This window comes from Micromonospora sp. CPCC 206171 (assembly GCF_036906755.1).
GTDB classification, from domain to species: domain Bacteria; phylum Actinomycetota; class Actinomycetes; order Mycobacteriales; family Micromonosporaceae; genus Micromonospora; species Micromonospora purpureochromogenes.
In genome coordinates, this window is sequence record NZ_JBAKHT010000007.1 from 147,319 (window position 1) to 168,667 (window position 21,349).

Consider the following 21,349-nt stretch of genomic DNA (forward strand, 5'->3'; position numbering starts at 1 on the left):
GGCAGTCGAACCACGCGGGTGAGGCGGTCGCATGAGTCGCTCTTCCACGCCGGGTTTCCCGGCCGGACGTCACAGCGCCCCGCACGGTAACCGTGCGCGGTCGCTCGACTACCCGGAGGAGGAGATCCAGGACGAGCAACCGTCCGACCCGGCCCTGGTGACCAGTCCCGGGCAGGGTGGCGTCGGCGTCTTCCAGCCGCCGCGGCCGACCAACGGCCGGGGCGTACCGCCGGTCGAGCCGAGCCCGCCGATGCTCGTCGGCGACGGCACCGACATCGACTCCCCGTTCCTCGACCTCTTCGGCGGCCCCGGCGCGCAGCCGCACCCCGGCCCGCCGCCGCCGGTGTCGTCCCCGCGTCGCGGCCGGGAGCACCCGCCGATCCCGCACCAGCCGGCGGCGCCCCCGGCCTCGGCCGCGCCGCAGCCCGCCATCGCCGCAGATACGCCGGCGGCGATCGAGGCGCCGGCCGCCGACCGCCCCGCCCGCGCCCGCGTCCCGCACCAGCCCGGCGACCGCCTGCCCGTGCTGCGCCCGCCGGCGGAGCCCGAGCCGGCCGCGGACCGACCGGTGGAGACCCCGGCGCCGCGCGTGCCGCGCGCGATGCCCGCCGAGCCGCTAACCGCGCGCGAGGCCACCGAACGCAGCCGGCGGGAGGCCGTCGAACGGGCCCGGCGGGAGGCCACCGCGCGGGCCCGCCGGGAGACCGTCGCACCGGTCCGTCCCGAGCCGACCGAGCCGGCCGAGCCGGAGTGGCCGGAGCCGGAGGAACTGCCCCGGTCGGCGCCCGCCGGGTCGTCCCGACGCGAGGTCGAGGAGCCGGCCCGGCGCGCGATCGCCGAACCGGGCCGACGCGAGCTGGCCGAGCCCGGGCCGCAGGAGCCGGCGGAACGGACATCCCGGGAGCTGGCGCCGCCGCGCCAGCGCGCGGCCAGCCGGCGCACCCCCGCCAAGCCCGTCCGGGTACGCCCCCCGAAGATCAAGTTCGGTGACCGGGACCCGTCGATCGACCTGGCGATCACCGAGATCGCCGGCCACCTGACCTTCACCCCCAACACCGTCACCGCCTGGTACTGGCTGCCCGAGGTGCGCTGGGCGTTCCGCCCGGACGCCGAACGGGAGGCGCTGCTCTCGGCGATCTCGGAGCAGTACGCCGGCCTGGCCGGGTTCCGGCTGCACCTGCGCCGCACCACCCGCCCCTTCCCGGCCGACGAGTGGGCCCGCACCATCGACGCGCACACGGCCGCGCCGCTGCCCGACGTCCCCGGCACGCCCGGCTGGGCCGACCACCTGGTCGCGGCCCAGCGGCACCTGATGTCGGTCAACCACGCCGAGGGGCAGACCTACCTCGGCGTCACCTTCGCCCGGCGCTCGCTCGGCGACTCGCTCACCGAGCGGCTGCTGCGCACCTTCGGCCGGGGCACCGCCGACGGCGAGCGCCGCAAGCTCGGCCGCACCGTCGAGCAGTTCGACGAGGTGCTGGGCGCGTTCGGCATGCGCGGCCGCCGGGTCACCGCGCAGGAGCTGGAATGGCTGCTCTACCGCTCGGTCGCGCTCTGCATGGCGCCGCCCGGCACGCTCTCCCCGGTGACCAACGGCCGGTGGGAGCGGGGTGACCTGCTCGCCCTCACCGAGCAGGTCGAGCGCTACCGCACCCCGTACGGCTCCACGGTGAAGCTGGTCAACCGGATGACCGGCGAGGAGCGGCACGTCGCCGTGCTCGCCGTCGGCCGGATGGAGCCGCTGGAGATCCCCGAGCGGCACGAGCCCTGGCTGCACTTCCACGAGCGGCTGCCCTGGCCGATGGAGATCTCCACCCGGGTCGACATTCTCGGCTCCGGCGACTCCTTCCGTAATCTCGAGCACCGGCTGCGGATGATCCGCTCCCAGCAGCTCGACTACGCCGAGCACGGCATCGACGCCCCGCCCGAGCTGGAGCGACTGGCCAAGCGGGCGCTGGTGATCGGCGACGAGATGACCACCGGCCTGCCGGTGGATTCGGCCCGCGCGCACGGCTGGCACCGGATCGCCGTCGGCGGCCGGACCAGGGAGGAGTGCCTGGAACGGGCCCGCCGGCTCATCCAGCTCTACTCCCGCGAGCTGCGCATCTCCCTGCAACACCCGAAGAACCAGGACTGGCTGGCCCGCGAGTTCATCCCCGGCGAGCCGATCGCCAACACCGGATACGTCCGGCGGATGCCGGTCAACCTGCTCGCCGCCGCGCTGCCGCAGGCCGCCTCCACCGTCGGCGACCGCCGGGGCGACCTGATCGGGCGTACCGCGGGCACCTGCCGCCGTCCGGTCTTCCTCGACCTGCATTTCCCGATGGAGGTCCGCGAACGCTCCGGCCTGGCGGTCTTCGTCGCCGAGCCCGGCGGTGGCAAGTCGACCCTGCTCGGCGCCCTGGGCTACCTGGCCGCGCGGCGCGGGGTGCAGGTGACCCTGCTGGACCCGTCCGGCCCGCTGGCCCGGCTCTGCGCGATGCCGGAACTGCGACCGTACGCACGGGTGCTCAACCTGACCGGCTCGGAGCACGGGACGCTGGCCCCGTACTCGCTCATCCCCACCCCGCTGCGCAGCGAGTTCGGCAGTGGCGCGGCAGGCGACCGGGAGTTCGAGATCGCGGTCTCCAACGCCCGAGCCGAACGCCGGATGCTCGTGCAGGACATCTGCATGATGCTGGTGCCGCCGCAGGTGGCTCGCGAGGCGTCCACCGCGACCCTGTTCCGGCACGCCGTACGCCAGGTGCCGGCGGAGGAGACCTCCACGCTGGACGACGTGGTCGCCTGCCTGCAGGGGATGGACGACGACGCCGGCCGGGAACTGGCCAACCTGCTGCTCGACACGGCCGAGATGCCGCTGGCGATGCTCTTCTTCGGCCGCCCGCCGGAGGGGCTGCTCGGCGCCGACGCGGCGCTCACCGTGATCACCATGGCCGGCCTCCGGCTCCCCGACCTCAAGATCGAACGGGAGTACTGGTCCGCTGAGGAGGCGCTGGCCCTGCCGATGCTGCACACCGCGCACCGGCTCGCGGTGCGCCGCTGCTACGGCGGGTCGATGTCGTCCCGCAAGCTGGTCGGCCTGGACGAGGCGCACTTCATGGAGGGCTGGCGCTCCGGCCGGTCGTTCCTGGTCCGGCTCGCCCGAGACTCCCGCAAGTGGAACCTCGCCGCCCTGGTCGCCTCGCAGAACCCGAAGGACATCCTCGGCCTCGACGTGCAGAACCTCGTCTCCACCGTCTTCGTCGGGCGGATCGCCGAGGACGCCGAGATCGCCTCCGAGGCGCTACGGCTGCTCCGGGTGCCGGTCGACGACGGGTACGAGGCCACCCTCGCCTCGCTCTCGGCCGTGGACGCCACCTCGGCGGACCGGCTCGGCTTCCGCGAGTTCGTGATGCGCGACGTGGACGGCCGGGTGCAGAAGGTCCGGGTCGACGTGTCGTACGTCGAGGGGCTGCTGGCACACCTGGACACCACCCCCGCCGGGGTCGCCCAGGTGGCCGGGCAACTGCCGACCGTCCTGGCTGACCTGGAGGCGTGACATGGCGAGGGCCCGGGCACGGATCGCGGCGCTCCTCCTCGCGATCGGCGTACTCGCCGGTGCCACGATCGCCTGGCCGGTGGTCGGGGCGACAGCGGCCTCGGCGGCCCCGCCGGTGGCGGCCCAGGCGGCAGCGCAACTGTGCAGCACCAAGGAGTGGCAGGCCGACTTCCGCGCCTGCGTCGCCAAGCTGCAGCAGGTCAGCGAGAACGAGATCACCTGTCGCAAACCGCCGGTCGCCTCCGCGCCGGACTCGGGTCTCGCCGGCTGGTTCGCCTCCCGGCCGGACTCCTCCAAGCTGCCCGGCCCGAAGGGCCTGTACAGCGACTACGGCTACGCTGGCTACAGCTTCAACACCTACGACGTCGAGGGTGGCTGCGCCTCAACGGTGCTGCACCCGGACTACAAGTTCACCACGACCGTCGCCAACGGCGAGTTCATGTTCGCCACGGCCATCATCGGTGCCTCGAACGCCCTGCGGGAGCGGGCGTGGGACCCGCGCTCGATGTGGGGGTGGGCCGACCCGCTGGTGGAGAAGGCGACCAAGGCCGTCTACCAGAAGGTGTTCAGCGTCTTCGGCATCGTCACGCTCTGCGTGGTGGGCCTCTACCTGCTCTGGCGCTCCCGCCAGTCGGACATGAGCAACGCGATGACCACGGCCGGGTGGGCCCTGCTGGTGATGGTCGCGGTGACCGCCCTGGCCGCCTGGCCGGTCAAGTCCGCCAACATCGCCGACGGCACGCTGATCACCTCCCTCGGCGTGGTCCATGACGCGGTGGGACCGGGTTCGAGAACCGTCCCGGCGGACAGGTGCGTCCTTCCGAACCCCGATGCCTGCGTCGACAAGCGGCCACCGGCCGTCCGGGCCAGCGACACGGCTACTGAGTCGATGCTCTACCGCAACTGGCTGCGTGGGGTGCTCGGGTCGGCGGACAGCGAAACGGCCAAGAAGTACGGACCGGCCCTCTACGACGCCAAGTCGTTCTCCTGGGAGGAGGCGGGGAAGCTCCGGCAGAATCCCGCCACCCGCGAGGCGACCATCAAGGCCAAGCAGCAACAGTGGATGACCGTGGCCGAGCAGATCAAGAAGGAGGACCCGGAGGCGTACGAATACCTCACCGGCGCCCGGGACATGGACCGGATCGGGTCCGGCTTCATCGCCGTGCTGGCCTCACTGCTCTTCGCGATGTTCGACCTGACCGCGTCGGTGCTGGTGCTGCTCGGCTTCCTGATCTTCCGCTGGGCGGTCATCGCGGCACCGATCCTGGGCACGGTCGGCCTGCTGAGACCGGCCAGCGCCGGGCTGCGGCGACTCGGGAACGCGGTCGTCGCGGCGGTGTTCAACATCGCCATCTTCGGCACCGGCGCCGCCATCTACCTCTTCGCGGTAGACCTGATCATGAGTACGCCCACCCTGGCCGGCTGGCTCCAGGTGGTGCTGGTCTGGCTCTGCGGCGTCGTCGGCTGGCTGCTGCTGCGCCCGTACCGGCGGATCACCCAACTCGGCGGCAAGGACAGCAGCGAGGCGGTCAGCTCGGCCGGCTCCTGGCACCGTCGCTTCTTCCGCGACATGCGCATCGCCGCCCGGCTCGACGTGGTGGAGCCGGGTGGCACGGCCGAGCCGGCCCTCGCCCGGCGGCGCGGACTGGCGCTGGAGCCGTCGAACCTGCGTCCCGAGGCCCGGCGGGAGGACCCGTCACACTCCTCCACCACCCTCGCCGTGCGGGAACGACCGGACGGCCGGGAGCGGGCGGACGAGACCGAACAGCCGGAGGTGCGGTCCGGTGACGGCGAGCGGCGCTCCGCACCGCGTCCGCGTCGGCAACAGCCGGCGAGCTGGACGGAGCCGGACGTGCCCGAGGAGTCGCCGTCCTTCGTCGTGTACCGACCCGACTCGGCCGAGCGAGCACCGGCCAGCACCAGGCCCAGCCCTCGGGTGCGCTCCGAGGCACGGTGACAGCGATGCGACGGGCGATCGAGTTCCTGGTGACCCGGGTCCTGCGGTCCCGGATCGGTATCGCGCTCGCGATCGCCGTGCTGGTCTTCGCGGTGATCGGGACCGCCCGCCTGGTGACCGGCCCGGTCGACCCGGCCATCGGGCTCAGCAACCGTCCGCGCGAGCCCATCACCACGGTGGACCCCATGGAGGGCGACGACGGCGTCATCGCCACACCGGTGCCCGCGTCCCCCCGGACGCGTCCCGGTGAGTTGACCCCTCAGCAGATTGCGGACCGGTTCGCCAAGGCGTGGCTCGGTGGGCCGGCCGTCACGGCGGAGAAGTGGCATTCGGACCTGCGCCCGCTGTCCACGGCGGGGCTCACCGAGAAGCTGACGGGCGCCGACCCGGCGGGGGTGCCGGCGGAGAAGGTGACCGGGGAGCTGGTTCTCCGGCCGCGCACGGAGGCCTTCGCGGAGGTCCTGGTCCCGTTGGAGACCGGGCGGCTCCGGCTTGAGTTGGTGGCGCCGGACGGGCGCTGGTTGGTGGACGCCGTGGACTGGGAGCGGGAATGACTGCCGAGCTGCCGGGGGTGGGCCAGCCGCCCCGTCGCCGACTTCGGGTCGGCGCCGTGGTCACCGCGCTGACCGCCATCCTCACCCTGCTCTGCTGCGGCGGCGGCACGGCGGCCTTCTTCCTCACCAACCTCGGCGGCGACGACCAGGATCTGGTGGCCTCGGAACAGACGTGCGGCGAGGACCACCGGGTCGACGTCACCGGCAGGATGCCGCGCATGTCCGACTACGGCGACAGCCAACTGCGCAACGCCGCCGTCATCATCAAGGTCGGGCAGGAGATGAAGGTGCCGCCCCGCGGCTGGGTGATCGCGGTGGCGACCGCGATGCAGGAGTCGGCCCTGCGCAACCTGGCGAACAGCACCGTCGCCAGCTCCCGCGACATCCCCAACGAGGGGGTCGGGCGCGACCACGACTCGGTCGGCCTGTTCCAGCAGCGGGCCGGGTGGGGCAGCGTCGCGCAGCGGATGAGCCCGGACTACGCCGCCCGCAAGTTCTACGAGAAGCTGCTCAAGGTCGACGGATGGGAGCACCTCCCGCTGACCCTCGCCGCCCAGCGGGTCCAGATCAGCGCCTACCCGGACGCGTACGCCAAGCACGAGGACACCGCCGGCCGGATCGTGAACGCGCTGGCCCAGGGTGCGGCCCGGACGGTGCGGATCGCCGACAAGACCGTCTGCGACCGGGCCTCCGCCAAGACGATCGCCGCCTCCGGCTGGACGTCGCCGATCCCCGGCAGAGTGGGCTCGGGTTTCCGGACCGCGAGCCGACCGCAGCACAACGGGGTGGACATCGGCGCGCCGAAGGGGACCACGCCGATCCACGCGGCGGCCGCCGGACGGGTGCTGGTGGCGCGCTGCGACCCCGACCACCGGGGCCGGCTCGACTGCGACGTGGACGGCTACCCCGGCAAGGGCGGCTGCGGTTGGTTCGTCGACATCCTGCACGCCGGGGGCTACATCTCCCGCTACTGCCACATGGTGGCCAAGCCGCTGGTCGTCCCCGGCCAGGAGGTGCGGGCCGGTGAGATCATCGGGCGGGTGGGCAGCAGCGGCAACTCCTCCGGCCCACACCTGCACTTCGAGGTCCACCGGGACAGTGACCGCAGCTCCCTCGGGGCGATCGACCCGGTGCCGTTCATGCTGCAACGGGGTGCGCCCCTCAACGGCTCGAGCACGAGGCAAGCGGCACGATGAGCGGTCCACTGCCGGATCCCTTCGCCGGCCAGCCCGACTGGGCGCCACTGACCCCCCGGCCGGTCGAGATCGTGCCCGCCACCGGGCGGGTCGAGCTGCGCGGCCGGCGGGTCCTGGTCGGGCTGCCCGGCCTGGGCTGGCGGGGTGACCTGCGGGCCGACGAGCGGGTGGTGCAGGGCAGCCGCACCTACGTGCCGGTGATCCCCGAGCACGAGTGGTACCGGGCCGAGTCCGACCAGGTCGAGGTGTTCGCGCCGTTGTTCCCAGTGGAGCGGGTCTGGGTCGAGACGCTCGGCGAGCGCCCGTCGCCGGGAGCGGCCGGTCGCGAGCAGGGCATCCGGCTGGTCTCGCTGGACGAGCCGGCCCACCGGATACCGACGCCGGTCTTCGAGGCCGACACGGTCAGCGGCCGGCGGGTGGTGCACGTCGAGGATTCGGTCGAGCACCGGGACCTGCGCGCGGTGACCGAGACCTACTCCGGCGCCGACGGCGATATCTGCGTCCGGGTCACCCCGGAACTTGAGTGGTACCGGTGGGCCTGGCGCGGCCAGCCACCGACCACCCTGGAGGTGCCGGTGCACCTGTTGTGGATCGAGTGAGGACTCAGCCGGCGCGGGCGGCCTCGCAAACCCTCCAGTGGTCACCCAACTGCGTGCGGAACCGCCACCTCTGACGATCGCTCTGAAGGATGCCGTCCACCGAGGCCGAGATGATCAGGTCAGCCTCGACTGCGGCGCTCCCGCCCTGCTGCTCCACGTGAAGAGCGCCCCAGCTGACGGTGATCGTGGTCGCGAAGCGCTCCTCGCGGGCCTTGAGGTCATCACGTAGGGACTGCAACGCGGGCAGCCCGCTCGGACCGCCCTCACAGACGAGCAGGCTCGCCCGCGCGTCGTTCCGGTTGACCAGATATTCGCGCAGGTAGTTGTCCACCACCACGTCGGGGGCGCTGCGGTCCGGCGCCGTGGCGCGGTCGTACAGCACGTAGCCGATCACCGCGCCGCTCACGCAGAGCAGTGCCAGCACCCCCGCGACCACGGTGAGGACCGTACGGGTCCGGCGAGGCTGCTGCGGCGGCGCCGGCGGGGCGGCAGGGGGCGCCAACTCATCCGGCGGGGTCCGCTGCGCCGGTACGCGGGAGACCTGGGAACCGGCGGGGGGCTGCACTGATTCCACCCCCTGAGGCTATCGGCTGAGCGTCCCGCACCCAATGCCCAGATCCTGCGGATCGTGACAGGACGAACCCGTGACGTGAGAGTTCGCCCCGCATTGCGACAAGACGATCCCGCACCGCCGCGCTTCCCCGGCGCGCGGTCGGACCTGGGATACCGTCGGGGCTCGGGGAGGTTTCCAACCTCGGAAAGAGGGGTGGACACGGTGGCCGGTCCGAAGTCGCGTACGAACCGTGCCGCCGCCCTGCACCGGCGGGCCGCCGCCACCGCCGTAGCCGCCGCCGGCGTGCTCGACGAGACCCGCCCGGCCCCGGCCGACCAACGCCGGCAGTACGAGCTGGCCGACCGGCTGCGGACCGCGGCGGCGGTGCTCGCGCCGGGCTGGGCCGGCGCTCCGCTGGACACCCTGCCGCCGGACACCCCGGCCGGCGAGGAGAACCCGCCGTTCGTCCGGGTCGGCACCGCGGCCCCGCTGGACGACGCCCGCTTCCCCGCGCTGGTGCCGCTGCTCGGCGCCGGCCACCTGACGCTCGACGTCGACGCCCGGGAGCCCCGGGCGGTCGGCCTGCTCCGGGCCGTACTGCTGCGGCTGCTGGCCGCGACGCCGGCCGGCTGCCTGCTGGTACGTGCGGTGGACGGCGCCAGCGCGGGCGACACCTTCGCGTCCTTCGCGCCGCTGGCCGACGCGGGTCTGCTGCCGCCGCCGGCGGTGGACGTGGCCGGCCTGCGGGCGGTGCTGACGGAGGCCGAGCAGTGGGTCTCCCCGGGCACCGGCCGGCCCCGCCGGCACGACCGGACGCTGCTGCTGGTGATCGCCGGGCTGCCGGAGCTGACCGGACCGAGCGACCTGGCCCGGATCGAGGCGCTGGCGGCCCAGGGCCGCCCCGCCGGCCTGCACCTGGTGGTTGCCGGCTGGCCCCCACCCGGCCCGTACGCGGCCCGCCCGCCGCTGCCGGAAGCCACCCGGCTGGAGCTGCGGACCGCGTACGCGCTGCTCGGCGATCCGCCCGGCAGCCCGTTCGGCGGTCCGGGCGGCGACGCGCCGGGCGGCCTGAACTCGCCGGTCTTCGTGGACGAGGACCCGGGGCCGGACCTGATCGGGCAGGTCTGCCGGCGGTTGGCCGCGCAGGTGGAGGAAGGCACCCGGCTCTGCCTGGCCGAGCTGCTGCCGCCGCCGGAGGAGCCGCTCTGGCAGGCCGGCTCGACGGACGGGCTCTCCACCACGGTGGGCGACGCCAACGGGCGGCCGGTGACCGTCGGCTTCACCGAGCTGACGCCGCACTGGCTGGTCAGCGGTCGTTCCGACGCCGGCCGGGCGGCGTTCCTCACCAACGCGCTGCTCGGCCTCGCCGCGCGGTACGGCCCGGACGAGCTGGTGCTGCACCTGGTGGACCTCGGTGACGGGGAGTCCTTCGTGGAGTTCCTGCAGACCGAGCGGGACCGCTCGTGGGTGCCGCAGGTCCGGGCCGCCGCGATGGCCGCCGACCCGGAGTACGTGCGGGACCTGTTCGACCAGTTGGCGGCGGAGACCGGCCGGCGGGAGGAGGCGGGCGCTCGGGCCGGTGGGCAGCGCTACGCGCAGCTGCGGGAGCACCAGTCGCTGCCCCGGATCGTCTGTGTGATCGACAACTTCCCGCTGCTGCTGGCGACCCGGGATCCGGTCGCCGCCGACGTGCTCGCCCGGCTGGACGGCCTGGCCCGCGCCGGGCGCGCGTACGGCATCCACCTGGTGCTGGCCGGCGCGGGTGACCTGGGCATCGGAGCGGGCCCGGCGCCGCGCGACTCGGTGCTGGGCCAGTTCCCGGTGCGAGTGGCGCTCTCCGGTGGCGGGGCGGTGCTCGCGCCCACCAACGACGCGGCGGCGGGGCTGGCGGTGGGCAGCGCGGTGGTCAACACCGCGGGCGGGCTGGGCGGGCCGCGCGGCGCCACCCGGGGTCACGAGCGGCTGGTCCGCTTCCCCGACCCGCACGACGCCCCGGAGACGATCGAGCGGCTCCGGCACCGGCTCTTCGAATCCCGTCCGGAGGGGACCATCCCGCCGGTGGTCTTCGCGGGCTGGGCCCGGCCGCTGCTGCGCAACGACCCCCGGCTGCGGGCCGCCCTGGCCGGCCGGGCCGGTGGGCCGGCCGCTCTGCTCGGCCGGGCGGTGGACGTGGCCCGGACGACGGTCGCCGTCCCGCTCGGCCCGGTGGCCGGCCGCAACCTCGCGGTCCTCGGGGCGGGTACGGGCGCGCCCGGGCTGTTGGCGAACGCCGCGCGGAGCACCGCTGCCCACCATCCGCCGGGTACCGCCCGGTTCCTGCTCGCGCCGCTGGCCGAGGGGTCCGCCGCGCTGGCGGCCGGGTTGGCGGCCGAGCTGGCGCAGCGGCAGCGGGTGGAGACGGTCGACGCGGCGGGGCTGCTGGCGGCGATGGACGGCGACGGGCCGGCGTACCTGGTGGTGTTCGGGGTGGACCTGGCGACGGCGGAGGAGCTGCCGGTGGACCGGTTGCGCACGTTGCTGCGCGAGGGTCCGCCCACCGGTATCCACCTGCTGGGCTGGTGGCGGACGGTGCCGCCGTTCGCGGCGCTGCTGGAGCCGGACGGCGAGGTCGACAAGCTGGCCGCGGTCGCCGCGGTGGACGTGCCCGGGGCGATGCTCGGCGCGGTGTTCGGCCGACCGGTGGAGTGGCGGCCGCGCCCCGGCCGGGTGGTGCTCTGGGACGGTCCGGGTGAGCGGGGCACGGTGCTGGTGCCCTTCGCCGACGGGGAGGAGCCGGCGTGAGCGGGCGGAACGAGCGGGCCGGCGCGGCGAGCGTCGACGAGGCGTCTCCGGCGGCGCCGGTCCGGCAGCGGATCGGGACCGAGCCGGTCGGCGCGGTGGCCGCCGCCTGGACGGACTACCTGGCCGCCGCGCGGCAGCTGGACGGGGTACGCCGCGCCGCCGCCACCGCCGCCGCCGAGCAGGCCCGGGCGGTGGAGGCGGCCCGGGAGGAGCTGGCCGGGTTGCACGCCCGACTGGCGCCGCAGCAGGCCGGGCTGCGCGAGCTGGGCGTACCGCCGATCACGCTGACCCCGACGCCGCCGGAGCTGACGGAGGCGGCCCGGTCGATGGTCGGTGGCCCGGCCGCCGTGCTGGCGGCGTTGCGGGTGGCCCGCGGCTGGGCGGACGCGGCCGACGCGACGCTGGCCGCGCGAGGTCCGCTGCGGCCGGCGGCCTGGCCGCCCCGGGCCCGCAACCTGCTGGTGTACGGCCCGCTGGCGCTGCTGGTGCCGATGATCCAGCTGGTCGTCCTCGTGGTCGCCGGGGCGGGCGCGGCGAGCCTCGTGGCGCTGGTCGTCGGGCTGCCGATGCCGGCGGTCGCGTTCGGGGCGGGTTGGGTGGCGGTGGGTCGGCTCTTCCCGCCGCGCCCGGGCGAGCGGCTGGACCGGACGCCCCGGCTGGGGGCGCTGACCTGCCTGGTCCCGGCGGTGGTGACGGCCAGCGTGATCATGCTGGCGCTGCTGGCCGGCTGAGACGCGACGGCCGCCCCGCCCCCAAGGGGGAGCGACGCGGCCGGTCGGGATGCTACGGGTCAGCGCGGAATGATCAGGGCCATCGCCTCGGCCCGCGACTTCGCGTCGTGCTGGAGCGTGCCCCGCACCGCGGAGGTGATGGTCTTGGCGCCACTCTTCTGGATGCCGCGCATCGCCATGCACATGTGCTCGCACTCGAGCACCACGACGACGCCGCGCGGCGCCAGCTTGCTCATCAGCAGGTCGGCGATCTGCGAGGTGAGCCGCTCCTGGACCTGCGGGCGGCGGGCGAAGACCTCGACCAGCCGGGCCAGCTTGGACAGGCCGGTGATCCGGCCGTCCGGCCCGGGGATGTAGCCGATGTGCGCGCTGCCCCGGAACGGCAGCAGGTGGTGCTCGCAGAGGCTCATCACGTCGATGTCCCGGACGAGCACCAGCTCCTGGTGGTTGGCCTCGAAGGTGGTGCTGAGCACCTGGGCCGGGTCGACCCGGAGACCGGCGAAAAGCTCCGCGTACGCCCGGGCCACCCGGGCCGGGGTCTGCTGGAGTCCGTCCCGGTCGGGGTCCTCCCCGACCGCGATGAGGATCTCCCGGACGGCCTTCTCGATCCGGGCGAGGTCCATGGTGTCCTCGATCGGGCGGCCGGTCAGCTTGCCGCTGATCAGCCGGGCCGCTACGTAGTCCAGGGCCTCGTCACCGTCGGGCTCGGTCGACGAGGCGGCCAGCCCCGAGTTCTCGGGGCTGGCCGCGGCGTCCGTGTTCAGTGGGTACCGTCCGAGTTGTTCGAGCCGCCGACCGACGCGCCGTCGGCCTGCGCCTGGGCCTTGAGCCTGTCCTTCTCGGCCGGGGTGAGCACCGGGGGCTCGGTGGAGGGCTGACGCTTGCCGAAGCCGTTGTAGGGGGCCATCGGCGGGCGCTTCGCCACCCGGGCGCAGATCCGGGCCATGTCGGCGGTGGAGAGGGTCTCCTTCTCCATCAGCTCCAGGACGATGTTGTCCAGGACGTCCCGGTATTCCACCAGGATCTCCCAGGCCTCGTCGTGAGCCAGCTCGATCAGGGCTCGCATCTCGCCGTCGATCTCGGCCGCCACCACGTCGGAGTAGTCCCGCTCGTGGCCCATGTTGCGGCCGAGGAACGGCTCGTCGCCGCTGGTGCCGTACTTGATCGCACCGAGCTTGGAGCTCATGCCGTACTGGGTGATCATCGCGCGGGCCAGCTGGGTGGCCTTTTCGATGTCGTTGCCGGCACCGGTGGTCGGCTCGTGGAAGACCAGCTCCTCGGCGGCCCGGCCACCCAGCGCGTACGCCAGGGTGTCGACCATCTCGGCGCGGGTCTGGGTGTACTTGTCCTCGGTCGGCAGCACCAGGGTGTGGCCCAGCGAGCGACCGCGGGACAGGATCGTCACCTTGTGCACCGGCGCCGCGTGCGGCAGCGCCCAGGCGACCAGCGCGTGGCCACCCTCGTGGTACGCGGTGATCTTCTTCTCCTGGTCGCTCATCACCCGGGTCCGGCGCTGCGGACCGGCGATCACCCGGTCGATCGACTCCTCCAGGGAGTCGTTGGTGATCGCCCGCTGGTCCTTGCGGGCGGTGAGCAGTGCCGACTCGTTGATCACGTTGGCGAGGTCGGCGCCGCTGAAGCCGGGGGTACGCCGGGCCACCGAGTCGAGGTCGACGTCGGGGGTGAACGGCTTGCCCTTGGCGTGCACCCGCAGGATCGCCTTGCGGCCCTCCATGTCGGGGGCGTCCACCGGGATCTGCCGGTCGAAGCGGCCCGGGCGCAGCAGCGCCGGGTCGAGGATGTCCGGCCGGTTGGTGGCGGCGATCAGGATGACCCCGCCCTTGGTGTCGAAGCCGTCCATCTCGACGAGCAGCTGGTTGAGGGTCTGCTCGCGCTCGTCGTGGCCGCCGCCCATGCCGGCACCACGGTGCCGGCCGACCGCGTCGATCTCGTCGACGAAGACGATCGCCGGGGCGTTCGCCTTGGCCTGCTCGAAGAGGTCGCGGACCCGGCTGGCGCCGACACCGACGAACATCTCCACGAAGTCGGAACCGGAGATCGAGTAGAACGGCACCCCGGCCTCGCCGGCCACCGCGCGGGCGAGCAGCGTCTTACCGGTACCGGGCGGGCCGAAGAGCAGCACGCCCTTGGGGATCTTGGCGCCCAGGGCCTGGTACTTCGCCGGGTTCTGCAGGAAGTCCTTGATCTCGTGCAGCTCCTCGACGGCCTCCTCGGCCCCCGCCACGTCCGCGAACGTGGTCTTCGGCGTGTCCTTGGTGATCATCTTCGCCTTGGACTTGCCGAAGTTGAGCACCCGGGAGCCGCCGCCCTGCATCTGCGACATGAAGAAGATCAGCAGCAGCACCAGCAGGGCGATCGGGAGCAGGTTGACCAGCAGGCTCACCCAGATGCTGTCGGACGACACCTTGGCGTCGGCCGGACCGGTGACCCGGTTGGCCGCCTTCGCCGCGAGGACGTCGTTCCAGACCTCGTCGCCGACCTCGTACGGGAACTGGGCCTCGATCCGGTCGGTCGTGGTGTCGCCGAACTTGGTCTTCTGGGCCAGGTTGAGCTGGAGCGTCTGCTCCTTGTCCTGGAAGACGACCTTGTTGATCTTGGCGGTGTGGAGCTGGTCGAGCGCAACGGAAGTGTCCACGCGGTGGTAGCTGGGACCAGCGGTGAACAGCTGACTGAGCACAACGGCGCCGAGGATGACCAGGATGATCCAGACCACCGGTCGGCGGAAGAAACGCGTACGTTCCATGCTGTTGTCGAGCGCCGAGACGCCCGCATCCTCCTGATCGACGTCCTGACCGTCTGAATGGTGTCGCCGCGTTGGCGGCGCCGAGCCGCCGTGCGGGCCGGCCTCGACCCCGAGGCGCGAACTGCCGCGCCGCGGTCATTCGACGGTACACCGTGTGCGCCAGGAGTGAGCTTCTGAGCCCAGCACTTACGCGGACGGCGAACCGGGGTTCAGCCGGCGTGGCGGGAGCTCCGCACCCGGCCACCCGACCGCCGGTCACACACCAGTCGAGGGGTCGGGCGTGGAGATTGCCTCCACGCCACCGGCACCTACCGTAGTCCGATTTGCTGAGAGCCCGCTGAACGTCCGCTCGATGGACACCGATACGAGCAGCTCTCAGCCCGATCGGGCGGGACCACCGCCGGGCCGGCGGCGGGCGGGGACCCGGCCGGCGACGGGCTCAGGCCCGGGCGTAGACCTCCGGCTTGAGCACGCCGACGTAGGGCAGCTCGCGGTAGCGCTCGCCGAAGTCGAGGCCGTAGCCGACCACGAACTCGGTCGGGATGTCGAAGCCGACGTACTTCACCGGGACGGGGACCTTCACCGCGTCCGGCTTGCGGAACAGGGCGACCACCTCGACGCTGGCCGCGGAGCGGGACTCCAGGTAGCGCAGCAGCCAGGAGAGGGTGAGCCCGGAGTCGACGATGTCCTCGACCACGACCACGTGCCGGCCGGCGATGTCCCGGTCCAGGTCCTTGAGGATGCGGACCACGCCGGAGGAGGTGGTGCCCTGGCCGTACGAGGAGATGGCCATGAAGTCCAGCTCGGCCGGCGGGCCGTTGCGGCCCAGCGCCCGGGCGAAGTCGGCCATGAACATGATCGCGCCCTTGAGCACGCAGACGAGCAGGAGACCGTCCTCGACGCCGGCGTAGTCCGCCGAGACCTGCTTGGCCAGTTCCGCGGTCTTCTCGCGGATCTGCGCCTCGGAGATGATCACGTGATCGATGTCGGCGTCGTACCAGGAGCCGTCAGCCATGACTCCTAGCCTGCCGTACGCCGGCTGGCCTCCGTCGGCGGGGCCGCCCCTTTTGGAGCGGTCCCGCCAGGGATTTTTTCGGCAATCCGGACCAATCACCTCAGCAGGTACGGGACTGCCAGCGGCGGCCCTGGTCGGTCGGCTTCCAGTCGGCCGAGTCGTGGCTGTCCGCGGTGAGGCCGGCGGCCGAGGCGACGGCCAGACCGACGAGGAAGAGCAGAAGCAGCAGGAGTTCCATGGCGGCGCTCGCTTTCGCGTTGTTTGGACTGTTATCGCCGCCGGTGCGCACCGGACTGGTACCAGTTTCCGCCCGCCCCTGGAGCCGGACAGTGGCAGGAATGCCATTGCCCCTCGATTTCCTGCCACCGCTGGGGTTACCCTCGTCACATGCTCCGATCCGTCGCCGTCCTCGCGCTCGACCAGGTCGCCCCGTTCGAGCTCGGCGTGCTCGCCGAGGTCTTCGGCACCGACCGCACGGCGGACGGGTTCCCCGGCTACCGGTTCGCCGTCTGCACCGCCGACGGCGGCCCCGTCCGGACCTCCTCCGGCTTCGGGCTGACCCCGCACGCCGACCTCGGCCCGGTCGAGGAGGCCGACCTGGTCGCCGTGCCGGCGCACAGCCAGGGCTGCGCGGTGCCCGAGCCGGTGCTGGACGCCCTGCGCCGGGCCGCCGACCGGGGGGCGTACCTGCTCAGCGTCTGCTCGGGCGCGTTCGTGCTGGGCGCGGCCGGGCTGCTCGACGGCCGGGAGTGCACCACCCACTGGCGGTACGTCGACGAGCTGCAACGCCGCCACCCGGCGGCCCGGGTCCGGTGCAACTCGCTCTACGTCGCCGACGGGCGGGTGCTCACCAGCGCCGGCACCGCCGCCGGCATCGACGCCTGCCTGCACCTCGTCCGCCAGGAGCACGGCTCCGCCACCGCCACCCGGCTGGCCCGCCGGATGGTCGTCCCCCCGCACCGCGACGGCGGCCAGTCCCAGTACGTCGAGGCGCCGATCCCGGTCACGCCGGAGGCCCCCACGCTGGAGCCGGTGCTCAGCTGGCTGATCGGGCACCTGGACCGGCCGACCACGGTGGACGAGTTGGCCGCCCGGGCCGGCATGTCGGCGCGGACCTTCGCCCGCCGGTTCCGGGCCGAGACCGGCACCACCCCGCACGACTGGCTCACCAACCAGCGGGTGCTGCTGGCCCGCCGCCTGCTGGAGGAGACCCGGCTCAGCGTCGACACCGTCGCCGACCGGGCCGGCTTCGGCGACGCCGCCGCGCTACGCCACCACTTCACCCGCCGCGTCGGCACCACCCCCCACGCCTACCGCACCACCTTCCGCGACCGCGTAACCACCACCTGACCCAGCCCAGCCCACCACCAGGCCAGCACCCCAACCAGGCCAGCACCCGCCAACCACGCCGAGCACCGGGCGAACGAAGCGGAGCATTGGGGCGCACAACCCGTGCCGTCCGGGTTGTCGAGCACCACCTGGCCGGTGCGTTCGGCGCCACCGCCACAGATGACCCCACCCGCCGACGCGGGACCGCCCAGCCCGACCCGCACGGGTTTCGCCGGAGCCCGACCCGCGCAGGGATCAAGCCTGACCGCCCGGAGCGGGTCGGGCTCCGGCGAAACCCCACCCCGAGCCCGACGAACCGCAAGAGTCAGAACCGCCAACCCAACAACGCGAAGGTCAGAACCCGACCGCGGCCCCGTCCACCCGAGACTCCGACCCCACCACGTACCCGCCCGACGAAGCACGCCACACCGCCTGCCCGTACCCGAACACCGAAGGCTCCGAAGCGACGGTGACCTCGTGCCCCCGCGAGCGCAACCCCGCGACCAGGCCGGGCACCGCCGCCAGCGCCGGCTCGACCAGCAGGGTCCGGCCGGCGTGCCAGTACCAGCGGGGAGCGTCCAGCGCGGCCTGCGGGTCGAGGCCGGCGTCCAGGGTGGCGGAGACGAGCTGGACGTGCCCCTGCGGCTGCATGTGCCCGCCCATCACGCCGAACGGTCCGACCGGCGTTCCGTCGCGGGTCAGGAAGCCCGGGATGATGGTGTGGAAGGGCCGCTTGGCCGGCCCGACCACGTTCGGGTGCGCCGGGTCGAGCCGGAAACCGAGGCCCCGGTTCTGCAGCGCGAAGCCGTGGCCGGGCAGCACCACCCGGGAGCCGAACGCCAGGTAGGTGGACTGGATCAGGCTGACCATCATCCCGCCCGCGTCGGCGGTGCACAGGTAGATCGTGCCGCCGCGCTCCGGGTCGCCGGCCACCGGGTCGCCGGCCCGGTCGGTGACCAGGGCCCGCCGGGCCGCCGCGTAGCCGGGGTCGAGGAGAGCGGCGGTCGGCACCGGGGCCCGCTCCGGGTCGGCCACGTGGGCGTGCGCGTCGGCGAAGCCGAGCTTGACCGCCTCGATCTGGCGGTGCAGCCGCTCCCCGGCGTCGCGCGTGCCGAGGTCCGTGCCGTCCAGGATGTTCAGCGCGAGCAGGGCGGCGATCCCCTGCCCGTTGGGCGGAAGCTCCCAGACCTCGTGCCCCCGGTAGCGGGCGCTGACCGGGTCCACCCAGGTGGAGGCGTGCCGGGCCAGGTCGTCGTCGGTGAGCAGGCCACCCGTGCGGGCGGCGTGGGCGTCGAGCGCGGCGGCGATGTCGCCCCGGTAGAAGTCCTCCGCGCCGGTCTCGGCGATGCGGCGCAGGGTGCGGGCCGCGTCCGGGTTGCGCCACCGCTCGCCGGGGCGCGGCGCCCGCCCGTCGATGGTGAACACCCGGTCGAACTCGGCGTACTCCTCGCCGCCCGGCTCGACCCGGGCGGCCAGCGCGCGGTCCCAGCTGGCGGCGGTGCCGGTGGCGACCGGGTAGCCGTGCTCGGCGTAGGAGATCGCGTCGGCGAAGAGCTCCGCGAAGGGCAGCGACCCGAACCGGTCGTGCAGGTCCCGCCAGCCGGCCGGCGCGCCGGGCACGGTCACCGGCAGCCAGCCCCGGGCCGGCATCGCCGGACCGCGCGCCTGCGCGCCGCCGAGCGCGTCCGCCGCCGCCGGCAGGTTGCCTCCGGTCGCGGCGAGCACCACCTCCCGGGTCAGCGCGGCCGGGGACCGGCCGGAGGCGTTCAACCCGTGCAGCCGCTCGCCGTCCCAGACGATCGCGAACAGATCACCGCCGATGTCGTTGGAGGGCGGCTGCACCACGGTGAGCGCGATCGCCGTGGCCAGCGCGGCGTCGACGGCGTTGCCGCCGCGCCGCAGCACGGCCAGACCCGCGGCCGCCGCGAGCGGCTGGCTGGTCGCGACGGCACCGTTGGGGGCATGGAGCGGCTGTCGGGGGTACGCCATCCGCCATGTCTACCGCCTCCGGCGGCTCCCGGGGAGCGTCGGCGTCGCCCCCTCATGATCGGAAAGCAGAAACCAACACGACACGCCGTCAGATCCGCCGGAGAACGTCATCCGCTCATGGATCCGGCTCAACCGGCGACGACGCGTTTCAGCCGGGCCCTCCGCCGAGCGGAAGCAGTCGGCCGGCCCTGCGAGCCACCCGCAGCCCACCCGGCAGGTGCGTCGCGCCTTGCCCATGCCAGTCGGTGACCAGCGCTTCCAGCGCGGCCACGTGCCGGTGCGACAGGGCGGCCGGCGACGCGCCCAGTTCACGAGCCCAGGCGTGCAGCACCCGGGTTCGCACCGCCGTCGGCAGGGCGGCCAGGGCCGCCACGGAGAGTCCCCCGCCGACGGCCCGCACGGCGACGACCACCCCACCACCGACGGGCCCGTCCCCGAGCGATGCTTCCAGGGGCGGGGCGGCGAGCGCGGCGGTGGCCAGGTCGTCCAGGGCGGCGGTGTCGGCGGCCACCAGCCGGGCGGTCCGGGCCAGGTTGTCCAGCACCCCCGGGCCGAGCGCCCGCAGCAGCACCGGCAGCACGTCGGTGCGTACCCGGGCGCGGGCGTACGAGGGGTCGGCGTTGTGCGGGTCGTCCCACGGGGTCAGCCCGAGCGCGGCGCACGCCTTGCGGGTGTCGGCCCGGGTGACGTCGAGCAGCGGGCGCAGCAGCGGCACCCCGTCCAGCTCACGGCGCTCGGGCATGCCGGCCAGCCCACGCGGTCCGGCGCCCCGGGCCAGCGCGAGCAGCACCGTCTCGGCCTGGTCGTCGCGGGTGTGACCGACCAGCAGCGCCGCCGCGCGGTGCCGCCGGGCGGCGTCGACCAGCGCCTGGTAGCGGGCCTCGCGGGCGGCCGCCTCCGGGCCGCCGGGGCGCCCGGCCACGGTCACCGGCACCGCCTCGACCGGGTCGAGACCGGCCTCGACGGCCCACCGGGCCACCGCCTCGGCCCGCCCGGCGGAGCCCTCCTGCAACCCGTGGTCCACGGTCACCAGACCGGCCCGCCGGCCCAGGCGGGGCGCCACGAAGGCGGTCGCGGCGGCCAGCGCGAGCGAGTCGGCCCCGCCGGAGCAGGCCACCAGCACCGGCCCGTCGGCCGGCAGCGCGGTCAGCGCGCGGCGGACGGCGATCCGGATCGCGGCGACCGGCGGGGCGAGGGCGGCCACGGCCGTCCGCTCAGCCGGCGGTCGGAGTGGCGCCGGCCGGCCCGTGCACCCGGGCCACCCAGGCGTCCGGGTTGTTCAGCTCGTCCAGCCGGGGCAGGGTCAGCGGGGAGCCGAAGATCTTGTTGAAGCCCTCCATGCCGACCCGGTCGACCACGCCGTGCACGAACTTGCGGCCCTCGGCGTACTGGCGCATCTTGACGTCGACGCCGAGCAGCCGGCGGATCGCCTTCTCCAGCGGGTTGCCGGCCTCGCGGCGTCGGTTGAACCCCGCCCGGATCCGCTCCACGCTCGGGATGACCTGCGGCCCGACGCCGTCCATCACGAACTCGGCGTGCCCCTCCAGCAGGGTCATCAGCGCGGTGAGCCGGTCCAGCACGGCCCGCTGGGCCGGGGTCTGCACGATGTCCAGCACGCTGGTGCGGCTCTCCGGGTCCTTGATCGCGTCGGAGAGGGTGGCGACGCCCCGGCGCAGCCGCTCCAGCAGGTGCTCGTTGCCCTGCGCGGCGTCGACGAAGGCGTTCACCTCGCCGAGGAAGTACGCCCGCATCCAGGGCACCGAGGTGAACTGGGTGCGGTGGGTGACCTCGTGCAGGCAGACCCAGAGCCGGAAGTCGCGCGGGTTCGCCTCCAGCTTCCGCTCCACCTCGACGATGTTCGGCGCGACCAGCAGCAGCTGGCCCGGGTCGGCGGAGAACACCTCGTACTGGCCGAGGACCCGGCCGGAGAGGTAGGCGAGCACCGTGCCGGCCTGCATCCCGGTCAGCCGGGAGCCGATCGCCTCGGTGAGCGGCCCGGGACGCTTGTCGCCGGAGAGCCGGTTGACCAGCGGGGTGATCACCTCACGCAGGCCGGCGATGTTGGCGGACGCCCAGTCCCGGCGGTCCACCACCCGTACCGGCGGGTGGGTCACCTGCGAGCGCAGCCCGGTGTAGTCGGCGACGTGCCCGGCCGCCTCCTCGGTGAGCCGTCGCAGGTCGACGACCACGTCGGTGGCCTCGGCGTACGACACCCGGGGGCCCGACTTGCTCAGCGCCCCCGCGGTCGCGGCGGCCAGATCCCAGTCCACGAACTGCGCCATGCACCCACCGTACCCGCGCCGGAACACCCCGGCCCGGCGTGCGAGCAGGGGTTCCGGCGCG

General features: G+C 74.0%; 16 protein-coding genes. 8 read left to right on the forward strand and 8 right to left on the reverse strand.

All coding sequences use genetic code 11. The features are described from left to right. Positions 1 to 31: 31 nt before the first annotated feature. Genes V6U89_RS11520 through V6U89_RS11540 form a run of 5 tightly spaced genes read left to right on the forward strand, consistent with a single transcriptional unit; the run spans position 32 to position 7,844 of the window. On the forward strand, positions 32 to 3,538 hold the full coding sequence (locus V6U89_RS11520; protein ID WP_334570868.1) for an ATP-binding protein: 3,507 nt from the start codon (positions 32 to 34) through the stop codon (positions 3,536 to 3,538). 1 nt (position 3,539) lies between these two features. Continuing rightward, a complete protein-coding gene (locus tag V6U89_RS11525; RefSeq protein WP_334570869.1) occupies positions 3,540 to 5,495 on the forward strand; it encodes an MFS transporter in 1,956 nt (651 codons plus the stop codon). Beyond that, positions 5,492 to 6,049 carry a hypothetical protein gene (locus tag V6U89_RS11530; RefSeq protein ID WP_334570870.1) on the forward strand — a complete coding sequence of 186 codons (558 nt, stop codon included), beginning with the start codon at positions 5,492 to 5,494 and terminating at the stop codon, positions 6,047 to 6,049. The genes V6U89_RS11525 and V6U89_RS11530 overlap by 4 nt, the downstream gene beginning before the upstream one ends. Beyond that, positions 6,046 to 7,245 (forward strand): M23 family metallopeptidase, encoded by a 1,200-nt coding sequence (locus tag V6U89_RS11535; RefSeq protein ID WP_442933908.1) that lies wholly within the window; start codon positions 6,046 to 6,048, stop codon positions 7,243 to 7,245. The genes V6U89_RS11530 and V6U89_RS11535 overlap by 4 nt, the downstream gene beginning before the upstream one ends. After that, complete coding sequence (locus tag V6U89_RS11540) at positions 7,242 to 7,844, forward strand: hypothetical protein (RefSeq protein ID WP_334570871.1); 603 nt, start codon at positions 7,242 to 7,244, stop codon at positions 7,842 to 7,844. The genes V6U89_RS11535 and V6U89_RS11540 overlap by 4 nt, the downstream gene beginning before the upstream one ends. 4 nt (positions 7,845 to 7,848) lie before the next feature. Here the strand turns inward: V6U89_RS11540 and V6U89_RS11545 are convergent, their stop codons facing one another. Next, entirely contained in the window at positions 7,849 to 8,409 is a 561-nt protein-coding gene (locus tag V6U89_RS11545; RefSeq protein WP_334570957.1) for a hypothetical protein, read from the reverse strand. Between the two features lie 201 nt (positions 8,410 to 8,610). Between V6U89_RS11545 and V6U89_RS11550 the strand changes: the two genes are divergently transcribed. Further along, a complete protein-coding gene (locus tag V6U89_RS11550; protein ID WP_334570872.1) occupies positions 8,611 to 11,178 on the forward strand; it encodes an FtsK/SpoIIIE domain-containing protein in 2,568 nt (855 codons plus the stop codon). Beyond that, positions 11,175 to 11,909 (forward strand): hypothetical protein, encoded by a 735-nt coding sequence (locus V6U89_RS11555; RefSeq protein ID WP_442933909.1) that lies wholly within the window; start codon positions 11,175 to 11,177, stop codon positions 11,907 to 11,909. The genes V6U89_RS11550 and V6U89_RS11555 overlap by 4 nt, the downstream gene beginning before the upstream one ends. 59 nt (positions 11,910 to 11,968) lie before the next feature. Here V6U89_RS11555 and folE read toward each other — a convergent pair whose 3' ends face one another. The 4 genes from folE to V6U89_RS11575 form a co-directional block, all read right to left on the reverse strand. Further along, the gene (gene folE / locus V6U89_RS11560; protein WP_210774414.1) at positions 11,969 to 12,634 is read right to left on the reverse strand and encodes a GTP cyclohydrolase I FolE; all 666 of its coding nucleotides are present in this window, start codon (positions 12,632 to 12,634) and stop codon (positions 11,969 to 11,971) included. Positions 12,635 to 12,669: 35 nt separating this feature from the next. After that, a complete protein-coding gene (gene ftsH / locus V6U89_RS11565) occupies positions 12,670 to 14,673 on the reverse strand; it encodes an ATP-dependent zinc metalloprotease FtsH (RefSeq protein ID WP_334570873.1) in 2,004 nt (667 codons plus the stop codon). 439 nt (positions 14,674 to 15,112) lie between these two features. After that, positions 15,113 to 15,688, reverse strand: coding sequence for a hypoxanthine phosphoribosyltransferase (gene hpt, locus V6U89_RS11570; protein ID WP_088959929.1), 576 nt, complete (start codon positions 15,686 to 15,688; stop codon positions 15,113 to 15,115). A 100-nt stretch (positions 15,689 to 15,788) separates the two neighbouring features. After that, positions 15,789 to 15,926: a hypothetical protein gene (locus V6U89_RS11575; protein WP_210774141.1), complete on the reverse strand. Its 138-nt coding sequence runs from the start codon at positions 15,924 to 15,926 to the stop codon at positions 15,789 to 15,791. A gap of 149 nt (positions 15,927 to 16,075) precedes the next feature. Between V6U89_RS11575 and V6U89_RS11580 the strand changes: the two genes are divergently transcribed. After that, the gene (locus V6U89_RS11580; RefSeq protein WP_334570874.1) at positions 16,076 to 17,038 is read left to right on the forward strand and encodes a GlxA family transcriptional regulator; all 963 of its coding nucleotides are present in this window, start codon (positions 16,076 to 16,078) and stop codon (positions 17,036 to 17,038) included. 333 nt (positions 17,039 to 17,371) lie between these two features. On the opposite strand, the gene V6U89_RS11585 is transcribed toward V6U89_RS11580, so the two are convergent. From V6U89_RS11585 to V6U89_RS11595, 3 genes are all read right to left on the reverse strand, one after another. Continuing rightward, positions 17,372 to 19,006 (reverse strand): gamma-glutamyltransferase family protein, encoded by a 1,635-nt coding sequence (locus V6U89_RS11585; RefSeq protein ID WP_334570876.1) that lies wholly within the window; start codon positions 19,004 to 19,006, stop codon positions 17,372 to 17,374. Positions 19,007 to 19,154: 148 nt separating this feature from the next. Continuing rightward, the gene (gene tilS / locus V6U89_RS11590) at positions 19,155 to 20,210 is read right to left on the reverse strand and encodes a tRNA lysidine(34) synthetase TilS (protein ID WP_334570877.1); all 1,056 of its coding nucleotides are present in this window, start codon (positions 20,208 to 20,210) and stop codon (positions 19,155 to 19,157) included. Positions 20,211 to 20,220: 10 nt separating this feature from the next. Further along, positions 20,221 to 21,288 (reverse strand): zinc-dependent metalloprotease, encoded by a 1,068-nt coding sequence (locus V6U89_RS11595; RefSeq protein ID WP_334570878.1) that lies wholly within the window; start codon positions 21,286 to 21,288, stop codon positions 20,221 to 20,223. Between the last annotated feature and the right edge of the window lie 61 nt (positions 21,289 to 21,349).

What these genes read in the sequence shown, in the direction of transcription:
- V6U89_RS11535 (WP_442933908.1), top strand. Translation starts at nt 6,046, where the DNA reads ATGACTGCCGAGCTGCCGGGGGTGGGCCAGCCGCCCCGTCGCCGACTT.
- V6U89_RS11585 (WP_334570876.1), bottom strand. Translation starts at nt 19,006, where the DNA reads ATGGCGTACCCCCGACAGCCGCTCCATGCCCCCAACGGTGCCGTCGCG.
- hpt (WP_088959929.1), bottom strand. Translation starts at nt 15,688, where the DNA reads ATGGCTGACGGCTCCTGGTACGACGCCGACATCGATCACGTGATCATC.
- V6U89_RS11580 (WP_334570874.1), top strand. Translation starts at nt 16,076, where the DNA reads ATGCTCCGATCCGTCGCCGTCCTCGCGCTCGACCAGGTCGCCCCGTTC.
- V6U89_RS11595 (WP_334570878.1), bottom strand. Translation starts at nt 21,288, where the DNA reads ATGGCGCAGTTCGTGGACTGGGATCTGGCCGCCGCGACCGCGGGGGCG.
- ftsH (WP_334570873.1), bottom strand. Translation starts at nt 14,673, where the DNA reads ATGGAACGTACGCGTTTCTTCCGCCGACCGGTGGTCTGGATCATCCTG.
- V6U89_RS11540 (WP_334570871.1), top strand. Translation starts at nt 7,242, where the DNA reads ATGAGCGGTCCACTGCCGGATCCCTTCGCCGGCCAGCCCGACTGGGCG.
- V6U89_RS11575 (WP_210774141.1), bottom strand. Translation starts at nt 15,926, where the DNA reads ATGGAACTCCTGCTGCTTCTGCTCTTCCTCGTCGGTCTGGCCGTCGCC.
- V6U89_RS11525 (WP_334570869.1), top strand. Translation starts at nt 3,540, where the DNA reads ATGGCGAGGGCCCGGGCACGGATCGCGGCGCTCCTCCTCGCGATCGGC.
- V6U89_RS11520 (WP_334570868.1), top strand. Translation starts at nt 32, where the DNA reads ATGAGTCGCTCTTCCACGCCGGGTTTCCCGGCCGGACGTCACAGCGCC.